11 protein-coding genes are annotated in these 12,831 nt (G+C 71.1%); 7 read left to right on the top strand and 4 right to left on the bottom strand.

The genetic code is table 11. The annotated features are described in order from the left end of the window. The first annotated feature begins 110 nt into the window (after positions 1–110). The gene (locus tag PZE19_RS11720) at positions 111–1,793 is read left to right on the top strand and encodes an ABC transporter permease (RefSeq protein ID WP_277860802.1); all 1,683 of its coding nucleotides are present in this window, start codon (positions 111–113) and stop codon (positions 1,791–1,793) included. A 106-nt stretch (positions 1,794–1,899) separates the two neighbouring features. Then, entirely contained in the window at positions 1,900–3,246 is a 1,347-nt protein-coding gene (locus tag PZE19_RS11715) for a TIGR03067 domain-containing protein (RefSeq protein ID WP_277860801.1), read from the top strand. Between the two features lie 22 nt (positions 3,247–3,268). On the opposite strand, the gene PZE19_RS11710 is transcribed toward PZE19_RS11715, so the two are convergent. The 3 genes from PZE19_RS11710 to PZE19_RS11700 form a co-directional block, all read right to left on the bottom strand. Continuing rightward, on the bottom strand, positions 3,269–4,216 hold the full coding sequence (locus tag PZE19_RS11710; RefSeq protein WP_277860800.1) for a hypothetical protein: 948 nt from the start codon (positions 4,214–4,216) through the stop codon (positions 3,269–3,271). A 115-nt stretch (positions 4,217–4,331) separates the two neighbouring features. Further along, positions 4,332–5,234 (bottom strand): endonuclease/exonuclease/phosphatase family protein, encoded by a 903-nt coding sequence (locus PZE19_RS11705; protein WP_277860799.1) that lies wholly within the window; start codon positions 5,232–5,234, stop codon positions 4,332–4,334. 15 nt (positions 5,235–5,249) lie between these two features. Further along, a complete protein-coding gene (locus PZE19_RS11700) occupies positions 5,250–7,433 on the bottom strand; it encodes a glycosyl hydrolase family 65 domain-containing protein (RefSeq protein WP_277860798.1) in 2,184 nt (727 codons plus the stop codon). Between the two features lie 168 nt (positions 7,434–7,601). Between PZE19_RS11700 and PZE19_RS11695 the strand changes: the two genes are divergently transcribed. Further along, on the top strand, positions 7,602–8,684 hold the full coding sequence (locus tag PZE19_RS11695; protein WP_277860797.1) for a sialidase family protein: 1,083 nt from the start codon (positions 7,602–7,604) through the stop codon (positions 8,682–8,684). Positions 8,685–8,946: 262 nt separating this feature from the next. Here the strand turns inward: PZE19_RS11695 and PZE19_RS11690 are convergent, their stop codons facing one another. Further along, entirely contained in the window at positions 8,947–9,600 is a 654-nt protein-coding gene (locus PZE19_RS11690; protein ID WP_277860796.1) for a DUF1345 domain-containing protein, read from the bottom strand. Between the two features lie 183 nt (positions 9,601–9,783). Here PZE19_RS11690 and PZE19_RS11685 point away from each other — a divergent pair, with 183 nt between their 5' ends. From PZE19_RS11685 to PZE19_RS11670, 4 genes are all read left to right on the top strand, one after another. Continuing rightward, a complete protein-coding gene (locus tag PZE19_RS11685) occupies positions 9,784–10,149 on the top strand; it encodes an STAS domain-containing protein (RefSeq protein WP_277860795.1) in 366 nt (121 codons plus the stop codon). Positions 10,150–10,304: 155 nt separating this feature from the next. Further along, positions 10,305–11,384: a mannose-1-phosphate guanylyltransferase gene (locus tag PZE19_RS11680; protein WP_277860794.1), complete on the top strand. Its 1,080-nt coding sequence runs from the start codon at positions 10,305–10,307 to the stop codon at positions 11,382–11,384. 17 nt (positions 11,385–11,401) lie between these two features. Next, complete coding sequence (gene ruvX / locus PZE19_RS11675) at positions 11,402–11,869, top strand: Holliday junction resolvase RuvX (protein WP_277860793.1); 468 nt, start codon at positions 11,402–11,404, stop codon at positions 11,867–11,869. Beyond that, entirely contained in the window at positions 11,866–12,729 is an 864-nt protein-coding gene (locus tag PZE19_RS11670; protein WP_277860792.1) for an NAD-dependent epimerase/dehydratase family protein, read from the top strand. Before ruvX ends, PZE19_RS11670 begins: the two co-directional genes overlap by 4 nt. Positions 12,730–12,831: the final 102 nt, after the last annotated feature.

Here is a 12,831-nt window from a genome sequence, read left to right as displayed (position 1 = left end):
CTTCGCGAAGTGGCCGAAATGAAGGCCGGGTGACTCGTCAGGGGCCGGGGCGGACGTTAACCTGGATGCGGTCCGACGTCCGTCCTACACCCTTCGCGGCGAGCCCCGGCATGATGTGGATGCGCGAGAACCCCGTCCTCAACCGCGAGCTGATGACGACGCTGCGGTCGCCGCGATCGTTCGTGCTCCAGTTCGCCTACGTCGCGGCGCTGGGGGCGCTGGTCTATTTCTACTGGCCGGCGGGGGGCGACGACGGGGCGCGGATGGTCGGGCCGGGGGTGGCGAAGCGGCTGTACGACATCTTCTTCCTGGGCCAGTTCTGCCTGGTCGCCCTGCTGGCGCCCACCTTCGCGGCCGGGAGCATCACCGGCGAGAAGGAGCGGAAGACGTACGAGATGCTCCTGGTCAGCCCGCTCAAGCCGCACACGATCCTGATCGGCAAGCTGCTCAGCTCGCTCACCTACCTGGTGATCCTGATCGTCTCCAGCCTGCCGCTGATGATCCTCTGCTACCTGCTGGGGGGCCTGCTGCTGTCGGAGATCGCGCGGAGCTACATCGTCCTGATCCTGGCGGCGGGGACGTTCGGGTTGCTGAGCATCGCCTGCTCCAGCGGCTTCAACCGGACCAGCTCGGCGCTGGTGGTCAGCTATCTCGTGGTCCTGCCGCTGGCGGCGATCTGCGTGGCCCTGACCCGCGCCGACGACCCCTCGACGCGCGACTTCGCGTCGGTGGCGGTCCTGCCGCCGTGCTGTCTGATGATCTGGACCGTCGTGGGGATCGTCGTCAACGCCCGCCTGCTGCGGCCGACCGACCTGGGGGGGCAGGGCGGGGGCGTCGTCGACGAGGAGGAGGAGATGAAGTACGCCATCGGCGTCGTCATCGACCGCGACGCGTTCCCCGACAAGCTGTTCGCGCCGGCGAAGCGGACCGACCTCATGCCCGACGGGACCAACCCGGTCCTCGACAAGGAGCTGCGCAGCGAGATCTTCAGCCAGGGGACGCTGATGCTCCGGGTGGTGATCCAGGTGAGCATGCTGCTGTCGATCCCGCTGATGGCCGGCCTGCTGTTCCTGCGGTCGGACCTGGCGTCGTACTACGTGGCGTACGTCGTGACGTTCAACCTGTTGGTCGGCCCGGTCTTCTCGGCGGGGAGCGTCACCCAGGAGCGCGAGCGGCAGACGCTGGCGCTGCTGCTGACGACCCTGCTGACCCCCAGCCGGATCGTGCTCGCCAAGCTGCTGGCGGCGCTCCGGGTCTCGACCGTTTTGACGTTCCTGCTGACCGAGCAGATCCTCCTCGCCTATATCTTGCTCCCCGAGCTGCGGAACCGGTTCTGGACCCTGATCGTCTTCCTGCTGATCATCGCGGCGACCTGCCTGACGACGTCGGCGGTCGGCCTGATGTGCTCGGCCCTGGCGCGGCGGACGGCGACGGCGATGGTCCTGTCGTACCTGACCCTGCTCGCCCTGTTCGTGCTGCCGATCGGCGTCCGCTGGTACCTGCAGGGCGTGGCCGGCGACCTGCGGCTCTCCCCCGGCCGGCTCGCGGCCATGACGGTGCTGAGCCCGTACGCCGCCGCCGCCAGCGTCCCCATGCACGCCTACCAGGCCGGCGGCTGGGGCGGCGACCGCATCGACGTCGTCACGCCCCCCCTCGCCGACTTCCCCGGCGGCGCCGACGCTCCGGTCTGGCTCGTCTTCCTGCTCGTCGGCCCGATCCTTGCCCTGATCTTCGCGGGCGTCGCCTGCGTCGTCTTCCGCTGGAAGTGGTGGCGCGCCGGCGACGGGCTCTGAGTTTGCCCTTGCCAGCCGGGCCGGGTTCTGGAATAAGGCACGCATGGGCGCGATGGCTGCGCCTTGATGAATGGGACGCCGGGACGGATTCTCGAAGGGGCTTGCGATGTTGCTTTCGCTCTTGCTGGCGGCCGCCGGGGCCGGTCTGATCCAGGACGATCGGCCGACCGAGACGGAGTTGCGGAGGGCCCGCCAACTGCTCGCCGGGGCCTGGACGATCGTCGCCGCGACCGACGACGGCGACGAGATCGGCCTGGACCTGGTCCGCCGGCGGATGGTCAAGGACGGTCGGGTCGTCGTCACCTCGCGGACGATCACGCACGTCATCCCCGACACCGGCGAGAAGCAGGTGGTCGGCTTCACGCTCAACCCGGGCAAGCAGCCGCGCGAGATCAACCTGATCTCGTCCGACGAGCGGACGATGCCGGGCATCTACAAGATCGAGGGCGAGCAGCTCTGGGTCTGCTTCACCGACGGCCGCGACCCCGTCCGGCCGACCGAGTTCGAGTCGAAGGTCGGCTCGTCGCGGATCCTCCTGCGGCTCGACCACGCCTCCGGGCCCGCGGCGACCGTCGCGGCGGCGGAGCTGGAAGAGACCGTCGACGTCAAGGACGAGGTCCCCGTCCCGGCGACCCCGGCGGCGCCCGGCCGCAACCGGGCCACGCCGGCCGAGATCGCCCGCGACCGCGGGATCATGGCGGGCCTGTGGGACATCGTCTCGATCCGCGACGACGGCGAGTCGCTGGGCGCGTCGCTGATCCGCCAGAAGATCGCCGAGAACGGCCGCGTGCGGATCGGCTCGCGGGGCGTCTCGGTCGTCTCGCCCCTCAACGACGCCAAGCGGCTCTGGGCCTACCGGCTCGACCCGGCGACCACCCCCAAGGAGATCGACCTCGTCACCGAGACCGACTCGATCCTCAAGGGGATCTACACCTTCGACGACGACAAGCTCCTGGTCTGCGTCGCGAAGACGGAGGACATGGGGCGCCCCGCCACGTTCGAGGCCCCGACGGGCTCGGGGCACATCCTCTACACCATGAGGACCGTGAAGCCCGAACGCGTCGCCGCCCCGGCCCCGATCGCCGCGACCCCCGCGGCCCCGACGCCCACGCCGGCGGAGCTGAAGGCGATGCGCGAGGAGCAGATCCGCGAGATGCTCGCCGGCTCGTGGTCGATCACCGACTCGCGCGGGACCCTGGTGACCGTCCTCCGCCCCGACGGCACGTTCTCGTCGACCCGCACGCTCTCGCGGCCCCGGCTGTTCTCGCCGTCGGTCATCTCGTACGGCGGCGCCTGGACCTACGCCGACGGCGTCTTCTCGGGCCGGGTCTCGGGCACGAACGACCCGAACATGCTCGGATACTCGTACGTCAACCGGCTCCAGTCGATCAGCCCGACGTCGATGGTCATGGGCGGCGGCGGCGGGGCGCTCAAGACCTACCGGAAGCTCTGATCCGACGCCTCGGCGCGGGGGCTCAGCCGGCGTCGACGGCCGGCCTGGCGGCGCGTTCGGCCAGGGTCCCCTCGTCGAGGTACCACATGTTGTCGGGGCCCTTGGCGAAGGTCCCCTCCATGGGGAACGACCAGATCGGGCCCTGCTCGCGGCGGCCGCGGACGAAGACCCGGATCGTCCAGGTCGCGTCGATCGTCGCCTTGCCCCCGCTCTTCTCGGACTTGAACTCGGCCGGGACGAACACCAGCGGGGCCGAGCCCTTGACGCGGCCGACGCGGAGCTGCTTGAGCTTCGCCTTCCAGTACCGCTTGAAGCCCTCGTACGAGGCGAACTTGGACGTCGTCCGGCCCGCGTTGCTGAGCAAGAGCCACATCCGCTTGTAGTGCGGGAAGTGGTGCGACAGGGCGTAGAAGTAGTCCCGGAGCGCCTGCTCGGGGGTCATCCGGATCGGTCGTTCCAGGGTGATGATGATCGGGTAGAAGAGGGCCAGGCCGACGACCGTGCCGATCGCGAAGGCCGCGAGCGCCGCGGCGTACATCTCCGAGGCGATGCAGACGTAGATCGCGAACCAGGCGGCGGCCGCCCAGGCGATCATCGCGACGATCGTCGGCCCCCACTCCGCGCCCCGCGACCACGCGTGGTCGACGGCCGGCGCGGCGTCGAGCCGCCGCGCCGCAGGGCGTTCGCGGCCGGCCGGCTCGGGCTTCCCCGCCGGCTTCGCGCGCGCCTCGGCCTTGGCGGCGTAGGCGGACTCGGCGGCCATCTCCCACTCCGAAGACGGGGGCGGCGCGACGCCGCGGGGCGCGGGCACGGGGGTGTCCGAGTCCGCCAGGTCGAAGCTCTCGCCCCCCGGGGCCACGACGGTCGGCTGCGGGCCCTTGGCCGTCCCCGGGTCGTCCTGGAACAGCCATTCGGCCGCCGCGTGCTCGTCGTCCTTCTGGGGCTCGGGATCGGTCGAGGTCTCGGACATGCGGTGCAACCCCCTGCAGGGCCTCCGTTCGTCGTCGAAGCGTCTGGCGTGGGGTCCATCGTCGCAATCGTCGGCCGTCGCCGGCAAGCCCCGACCGCCCGGCCCCGGCCCCGCTTCAGCGGCGTTCGAACTCGACCAGGACGGCCGCGTGGTCCGAGGGCCAGGCCCCCTCCGACTGGTCGATCCGCCTGGCCGAGAGGGGGAAGATCGCGTCCCCCTTCCAGAACACGAAGTCGATCCGATCCTGGATCTGCTCCGGGAACCGGGGCGACCAGGTGCGATCCTTCGCGCGATCGACCGCCGGGTTGCAGACGCGGTAGGCGTCCCGGAACCCCGCGTCGGCGACCGCCTTCGTCACCGGCCAGGGGACGACCATCCCGTACTGGTCGCGCGCAGTCTCGGCGTAGTCCAGGTGCGAGTTGCTGTTGAAGTCGCCGGCCACGATCGTCGCGACGCCCGGCGCTTCGGCCGTCTTCTCGGCGACCCCGTCGAGGATCGCGCGGACCTCGACGACCCGGCTCGCGCCGTCGTCGGCGACGAGCTTCTCGGCCGAGCGGCCGTCGCGCGATTTCGGATCGGTCCAGACGTCGTCGACGTAGTGGATCCAGACCGAGTAGACGGCGATCGGCGGCCCGCCCGGGGGCTCGATCATCGCGCCGACGCAGTGGAACGGCTTATACACCGAGAGGTCGCGGCCGATCGGCCAGCGGCTGAGGAGCGAGACGTTCGTCCCCCGGGGCCGGAAGTGGAACCCCAGCTCGCGGGCGATCGCCTCGCCGCTGCCGTAGGTCTCGACCATTGCCACCACGTCGGCCCCGCTCGCCCGGATGACGTCCGCCACGCGCTTCTGCTTGGCGAGCTTCGCCTCGGCCGCCGCCTCGTCCATGGCCCGCTCGCCGCCGCGCCAGATGTTCCAGGTCAGGACGCGGACCACGCGCGCGCCGTCCTCGCCGCGGGCCGACGAGGGGGCCGCGAGCAAGGCCGCGAGGATCGGGGGCAGGAGGCGGAGTCTGCGCATCGTCTTCGTCCCTCGTCAGTCCTTCAGGCGGCGGAACTGGTAGGTCGCACCTTCGCCGAACTTGAGCTTCTGCGGCTCGCCTTTCGAGGTGAAAGCGCGGGGCGCGGCTCCTTCGGAGGTCACTTCCCAACGGCCTTCGGGGAGCCAGACCGAGAACTCGGAGCCGTCGACGACGCGGGCGGTGAGGCGGACGACGTCGGGCTCGGCGGCGAGGTCGAGGACGTGGCCCTGGGCCTGGACGCGGGTGATGGTCAGCGATGGCCAGGTCGACGGCAGCCTGGGGTCGATCTTCAGCCCGCCGGGCCTGGGCTCGACGCCGAGGAAGCCGTAGAGCATGACCTGGGGCACGAGCACGCTCTCCATGAATTCCTGGTCGAGGCCGAGGCCCCCCGCCGGCCCGCCCCCCTGGAGCGTCCCCCGGCCGGGCTTGGCGTAGTAGGCGCGATAGCCCCCTTCGGACTGGACCTCTCCGAACCAGTCGAGGATCGTCCGCAGCCGCTTCCAGGCGTCGTCGGGGCCCAGCGTGCGGAGCCTGCCCATGACGTCGAAGTACGAGAAGCCGAGGACCGCGCCGCCGTCCTGGACCTGCCCGCCCCAGGGGATTCCCTCGGGGTTCGACCAGACCCAGGTGTACGTCTCGACGTTGCGGCGGGTCGTCGATCGGGGGCCGAACCGCCAATGGTAGATATCCTCGCCCTGCGACGTGTCGCCGGCGACGACGCGGCGGCCGTCGAGCCAGTCGAAGACCGCGCGGGCCTGCTCGTCGGTCGCCAGGCCGTAGGCGACGGCCTCGGTGTTCACGAACACGAAGCCGTAGTCGTACGCCTTGCCGTCGCGGTCTCGCCAGCCGGCGAACCGGCCCGTCGCGGCCTCCCAGAAGGTCGCGCCGAACTTCGCCTTCACCGCCGCGGCGAGCGTCCGCAGGGCCTCGGGCGGGAAGGGTCCGCCGTCGGCCGGGATCGCCCACTCGGGATGGGCGGCGATCGCGGCCTCGACGTCGGCGAAGAGGCGGAGGGCGTCGTACAGGTAGATGGTGGCCAGGCCGTCGTCGCCGCCGAAGGGGAGCAGGTCCCAGTAGTTGTTGCCGACCCCCGTGCCGTGCAGCAGCGTCTTCTCGCCGCCGGGCCCGAACGCCAGCCCCGTCCGGCCGTCGTGGCCGGCCCAGGGGACGCGGACCAGGTGGTGCTCCTCGACGCCGAACTCCCGGAGCGCGTACCGCAGCGACCCGCGCATCCGGCCGACGATCGCCCTCAGGAAGGGCAGGTCGGTCGTCCAGTCGAAGTACTCGGACGTCCCGCGGACGAAGTTGATGTTGGTGATCGGATGCCGGGTGTCGATCGCCGAGATGATCGACTTGAGGGTCACGGTCGCCCCCTTCGCCGCGTCGAGCTGGAACCGGACGCGGGTCAGGGCGGCCGCGTCCAGGTAGCCCGGCTGGCGGTAGAGCGGCACGTTCGCGAAGGCCTGGGCGCCCGTGGCCGGGGGGGCGGCCATCGCGATGCGGCGGTCGGCCTTCCAGTCGGCCTCGCCCTGGACGAGCCACGAGAGCGACGGCCGGGCGTCGGCCTTGAGGCCTTCTGCGCCCCATTCCAGGCGGACGTAGGGGGCGACGAGCGTCTTGCAGGCGAACGCGGGCGTGGCGATCGAGGCGGCGTCCTCGGTGATCCGGAGTTTGAGCCCGCGCTCGGGGTCGATCCCCTCGACGACCGCGCCGCGGATCTCCCAGCCGTCGGCGTTCGCCAGGGCCTTCGTCGGGAAGTACTCCATCAGGTAGGTCTCGCCGGCCGTCGAGAAGTACCAGCCGACGCCGCCGGCCTGCTGAATCGTGGGGAAAGGCCAGCCGTCGCTGTGCGCCAGGCCGCGGTGCTGCTGCATCGCGACGTAGCCCTCGTCGTCGATCCGCCGGGTCAGGAAGGCGTTGCGGTAATAGTCGCGCGCCGCCCGCGACGAGGGGGGCGACCCGACGGCCGGCCAGAGCGTCGCGTGCGGCAGCCAGGCGTCCCAGAGGGTGCAGTCGGTGGCCGCCCGGCCGTGGTGCAGCCGGAACAGCTCCTGCATCCGCGCCATGGCGGCGTCCTCGCCGGGGACGACGAACCGCGGGAAGTCGTCGGCGGGGGCGGGGGGCTCGCCGCCGGCCGCGGAGGCGGCCGGGCCCGCGAGCAAGGCGAGGGCGAGTGCGAGGAGGGTTCGGCGGCTCATGGGGGCGTCCCGGGGTGGGTGAGGTCGTTCGTGGGACTTCGGTATATCACGCCTCCCCCGGCCGATTCCAGGGCGCGGCGGCCTCGCGCTTGCGTCCCGCCTCCCGCGCTGCCACGATGAGGCTCGGCCGTTCGGGACGCGGAGACGACATCGGAAAAGGCGGGACTCATGCGGCGATCGACGACGATCCATCTGCTCCTCGGCGCGGCGCTGGCGGGGCTGTTCGGCGGGGCCGGGGCCCGCGCGGGCGACCTGCGCATCGAGCGGATTTTCGGGCCCGAGGTCAAGACGGGCCCGTACAAGCACCCCGCCGGGCTCACCGAGCTGTCGAACGGCGACTTCTACCTCGTGTATTACGGCGGCGAGGGCGAGTACGCCACCGACACCGGCGTCTTCGGCTCGCGGCTCAAGAAGGGCGAGACCGCCTGGACGGCCCCGAAGCGGATCGCGCACGACCCCTTCCATTCGGTCGGCAACGCCGTCGTCTGGGAGGCCCCAGACGGCCTGGTCTGGCTCTTCTACGTCGTCCGCTTCGGCGACACCTGGTCGAACTCGCGGGTCGCGGCCAAGGTCTCGTCCGACACCGCCGAGACCTGGTCGGACTCCTCGCTCCTGGTGCTGGAAGAGGGGACCCTCGTCCGCAACCGGCCGATCGTCCTGAGCAGCGGCGAGTATCTGCTGCCGCTCTACCACGAGACCGGCGCCGACACCGAGTTCACCGGCGCGGACACGTACTCGTTCTTCCTGCGCTACGACCCCAGGACGAAGGCCTGGACGCCGACGGGCCGGATCATCTCGCCCAAGGGGAACCTGCAGCCCGCCCCCGAGGAACTGTCGCCGGGGAACGTCGTCGCCTATTGCCGGCGCGCGGGCGACTACAAGCCCGACACCGTCGGGTATGTCGTCCGTTCCGAGTCCCGCGACGGCGGCCGGACCTGGTCCGAGGGCCGCGACTCGGCCTTCCCGAACCCCAACGCGGCCGTCGACCTGCTCAGGACCCGCAAGGGGAACCTGCTCCTGTTCTTCAACGACAGCATGAGCCGGCGCACGCCGCTGACCGTCGCCCTCTCGCCCGACCTGGACCGCTCGTGGCCCGTGCGCCGGAACGTCGTCGAGGGCGAGGGCGACTTCGGCTACCCCATGGCCTTGCAGGCCAAGGACGGCTCCATCCACCTCGTCTACACGTCGGAGCGCCGGTCGGTCGTCAACCGGGCGATCTTCGACGAGGACTGGATCAAGGCGGCCCGCTGAGCCGCCTCGGGAGGCCAACTCGTAGGTCTTCCGACGCCTTCCCCCCTCGCGGGGGAAGGCAGACCCCGCAGGGGTCGGATGAGGGGGGGCGAGCACTGCGGCCGTCGGGATCCGCAACCCGGCCGGATGATACGCCGACGGTCGACTCGCTTGTCTTCCCCCTCATCCGGCACTTCGTGCCATCTTCCCTCGCGAGGGGGGAAGGCCGTTGCTCGGCTCGCCGGAGCCCTCTCGGGACGGGCTCCGAGCCGCCTCGGCGTCCTCAGAAGAAGCCGGCGCCGATATTGACCATCAGGGCCAGGATGGTGGTGTTGAAGAAGAAGGCGATGATGCAGTGCAGCGCCGTCAGCCTGCGCATCAACCGGGAGGCGACGTTCACGTCGGCGGTGGCGCAGGCGGTCCCGATGACGAACGCGTAGTACATGAAGTCCCAGTAGTCGGGGTCGTCGTCGCCGGGGAATTCCAGCCCCTCGGACGCGCCGTCGCCTTCGGGGCTGTAATACTCGTGGGCGTAGTGGACGGCGAACATGGTGTGCAGGAACGTCCAGGAGAGGACGACGGTCATCGCCGCGAGGGCGACGTGCCGCCAGGAGTCGCGGCCTTCGAGCGACTTGGCCGTGGCCAGCTCGAACATGATGCCGCCCAGGCTGACCAGCGCCGTGACCGTGGTGAGCCCCAGGATCACCAGCTGTCCCTCGTCCTGCGACTCGGCCCGGCCGCGGATCCGGTCGATGGTCGAGCGGGCCATCATCCCCATCGCCAGCACGAGGTAGAGGCCCGTCGAGCAGTCCCACGCGGCCAGCAGCCGCGTCGACGGCGGCCAGCCCGGCAGGACGAACCACAGGAGTACGCCCAGCACGACCGCCGTGACCAGCCGGGGCTGGGTCTTGAGGGAGGCCAGGAGGTTCATCCTCATCGCGGCGGGTCCTCCGGAGGTCGCCCCTCGCGACGGCGGCGGGTCGAGGCCGCTCGAATCTACGGCGTCCCTCTCGGTTCCTCAAGGCTCACCCGGCCGTCGACTTTCTGGAAGTCTTGACCGGGTTGCGTATGATTTCGACGTACATCCCATTTTCCAATTCGGCTTAAGCGGGTGAACTCCATGTCCGCCACGCAACTCAAGCATCTGCACCTGCGGGACGTCGCCGGCGTCGCGCTGGTCGGCTTCGTCGATTCCGAGCTGATCTACGCCACCGACCTGGTGCTCGACATCGGGCTCGAGTTGAAGTCCATCCTCAAGGACCTGAACCACAACAAGATCCTGCTGGATTTCGACGCCGTCCAGTACGTCTCCAGCACGATGCTGGCGCAGCTCGCCCACCTCGACCGCGAGATCCGCAACGCCAAGGGCCAGCTCAAGATCTGCGGCCTGGGGCCGATCCTGAGGGATACGTTCCACATCGGCCGGTTCGACTCCCTCTTCGCCATCTACGACGACGAGGCGTCGGCCCTGAAGAGCTTCCACTGATCCCCGACGCCGCCCCGCCCCCTTACGGCCGACCCCCCCGGATCGTTATGATCCCAGGGAAGGATTCGTAAGGTCGACCGTCCCGATCAGGACGTCCCGAGGCCGACGGCCGCCCCGCCAGGGGGCGCGCTCGGGCCTCGCGGCAGGGGTGAGACATGCTCTTCGCGATCATCATGGCGGGTGGAAGCGGGACCCGGTTCTGGCCCAAGAGCCGCCGCAACCGGCCGAAACAGCTGCTGAACCTGCACGGCGACTCCACCATGCTCCAGCAGACGGTGGCCCGGATCGCCCCCCTGGTCCCCGCCGAACGCATCCTCATCATCACCGGGGCCGACCAGGCCGAGGCCACCCGCGCGCAGCTCCCCCAGCTCCCGGCGTCGAACGTCATCGCCGAGCCCTGCCCGCGCGACACGGCGCCCTGCGTCGGCCTGGCCGCCGAGATCGTCGCCGCCCGGGATCCCCGGGGCTCGATGATCGTCATGCCAGCCGACCACGTCATCGGCCCCGAGGCCGTCTTCCTGAAGACCGTCAAGGCGGCCGTCGCCGTCATCGACGCCGCCCCCTCCTCGCTCGTCACCTTCGGCGTCAAGCCGACCCGCCCCGAGACCGGCTACGGCTACATCCAGCGCGGCGAGCTGATCGAGACCCGCGACGGCGTGGCCGTCCACCGCGTCGTCCAGTTCCGCGAGAAGCCCGACCGCGACACGGCCGAGCAGTTCCTGGCCTCGGGCTCGTTCGCCTGGAACGCCGGCATCTTCCTGTGGCGGGCCGCGACGATCCTCCAGGAGATCCGCCGCCACAAGCCGCTCCTGGGCGCGGCGCTCGACCGCGTGGGCGCGGCCTGGGGGACCGAGGCCGGCCCGGACGTCCTCGCCGCCGAGTTCCCGGAGATGGAACGGACACCGATCGACAAGGCCGTCATGGAGAAGGCCGCCGACGTCAAGGTCCTCGAGGTCGTCTACGACTGGAACGACGTCGGCGACTGGCGCTCGCTCCGCCCGCTCCTCCCCGCCGACGCCGACGGCAACGCCCTGCAGGGCGACGTGATCGCCCGCGACACGAAGAATTCCATCATCATCTCCGACGACGGCGGCCTGATCGCGACCATCGGCCTCGACGACGTCGTCATCGTCCAGTCCGGCGGCGCGACGCTCGTGGCCCGCCGCGACCAGCTCGACAAGCTCAAGGCGGTGGTCGAGAGCCTGAACGAACGCGGCCACGGGTCGTACCTCTGAGCCTGGGGGGGCGTCGCATGGGCCGGGTGCTGGGGATCGATTTCGGGCTGAGGCGGGTCGGCGCGGCCGTCAGCGACCCCATGCGCTCGATCGCCACCCCGCTGGAGGTCTACGAGCGCCGCGACCCCGCCCAGGACGCCCGCCACTACAAGAAGCTGACGGCGGAGGACGAGATCGAGCGAATCGTCATCGGCCTCCCCGTCCACACCACGGGCCGCGAGGGCGAGTCCGCCGCCCGGGCCCGCGCCTGGGGCGCCTGGCTGGCCGAGGTCACGGGGCTGCCCGTGGTCTACTACGACGAGCGGTACACGACCGTGCTGGCCGAGGACGTCCTGATCGAGGTCGGCTTCTCGCGGCAGAAGCGGAAGGGGATGCGCGACATGCTCGCCGCCCGGATCCTGCTCCAGAACTACCTCGACGCCGGCTGCCCGGAGGCCGAGGCCCCGATGCGGTCGCTTACCGACGAGGAAGGCCAACCTTCGTGAGCCTGCTCGTCGTCGGCTGCGGCTACCTGGGGCGTCGGGTCGCCTCCGAATGGGTCGGCCGCGGCGAGGCCGTCTTCGGCATGACGCGCTCCGCCGAGGGGGCCGCGAGCCTCGCCGCGCTCGGCGTCCGCCCGGTCCGGGCCGACGTGCTCGACGCCGCCTCGCTCGCCGGGCTGCCGGCCGTCGACCGCGTGCTCTACGCCGTGGGTTACGACCGGGGCGCGGGACCGTCGAAGCGGTCGGTCTACGTCGACGGGCTGAGGAACGTCCTCGAACACCTCCCGGCCGGCGTCGCGCGGCTGGTCTACGTCGGCTCGACGAGCGTCTATGGCGACGACGACGGCGGCTGGGTCGACGAGGATTCCCCCGCCGAGCCGATCACCGAGTCCGGCCGCATCTGCCTCGACGCCGAACGCGTCCTGACGGCCTGGGCCCGCGAGTCGGGCGTCTCGACGGTGATCCTCCGCTGCTCCGGCCTCTACGGCCCCGGGCGGATCATCCGCCGGACCCTGATCGAGCGCGGCGAGCCGATCCCCGGCGATCCCGAGCGCACGCTGAGCCTGATCCACGTCGACGACGCCGCCCGCGCCGCGACCGCCGCGCTCGACGCCGCCTCCCCCGGCCGTTTGTACCTCGCCAGCGACGACCGCCCCGTCCCCCGCCGGGAATACTACCGCGTCGTCGCCGCCCACCTGAACGCCCCGCCCCCTGCGTTCATCCCCCCCGCCCCCGGCTCGCCCGAGGCCGCCCGCGACGTCGTCGACCGCAAGATCTCCAACCGACGACTCAGGGCCGAGCTGGGCGTCGTGCTGCAATATCCCGACGTGACGGTCGGGGTGCCGGCGGCGCTCGACGGCTGACGACCGGCCGATCCTTCTCGACGACCCCCTGGACAGGGCGGCAGGCGCGACCTAGGGACTGATAGGGGGCGGAAAGCCTCGACCGCGGCCGCCTCGGCCGCC

This window comes from Paludisphaera mucosa (genome assembly GCF_029589435.1).
Classification (GTDB): domain Bacteria; phylum Planctomycetota; class Planctomycetia; order Isosphaerales; family Isosphaeraceae; genus Paludisphaera; species Paludisphaera mucosa.
The sequence above is the reverse complement of the archived record's forward strand: the minus strand, read 5'-3'. Positions and strand labels throughout refer to the sequence as shown.

Coding starts and splice junctions, on each gene's coding strand:
- PZE19_RS11695 (WP_277860797.1), top strand. CDS start 7,602: ATGCGGCGATCGACGACGATCCATCTGCTCCTCGGCGCGGCGCTGGCG.
- PZE19_RS11690 (WP_277860796.1), bottom strand. CDS start 9,600: ATGAGGATGAACCTCCTGGCCTCCCTCAAGACCCAGCCCCGGCTGGTC.
- PZE19_RS11685 (WP_277860795.1), top strand. CDS start 9,784: ATGTCCGCCACGCAACTCAAGCATCTGCACCTGCGGGACGTCGCCGGC.
- PZE19_RS11700 (WP_277860798.1), bottom strand. CDS start 7,433: ATGAGCCGCCGAACCCTCCTCGCACTCGCCCTCGCCTTGCTCGCGGGC.
- PZE19_RS11720 (WP_277860802.1), top strand. CDS start 111: ATGATGTGGATGCGCGAGAACCCCGTCCTCAACCGCGAGCTGATGACG.
- PZE19_RS11680 (WP_277860794.1), top strand. CDS start 10,305: ATGCTCTTCGCGATCATCATGGCGGGTGGAAGCGGGACCCGGTTCTGG.
- PZE19_RS11705 (WP_277860799.1), bottom strand. CDS start 5,234: ATGCGCAGACTCCGCCTCCTGCCCCCGATCCTCGCGGCCTTGCTCGCG.
- PZE19_RS11715 (WP_277860801.1), top strand. CDS start 1,900: ATGTTGCTTTCGCTCTTGCTGGCGGCCGCCGGGGCCGGTCTGATCCAG.
- ruvX (WP_277860793.1), top strand. CDS start 11,402: ATGGGCCGGGTGCTGGGGATCGATTTCGGGCTGAGGCGGGTCGGCGCG.
- PZE19_RS11710 (WP_277860800.1), bottom strand. CDS start 4,216: ATGTCCGAGACCTCGACCGATCCCGAGCCCCAGAAGGACGACGAGCAC.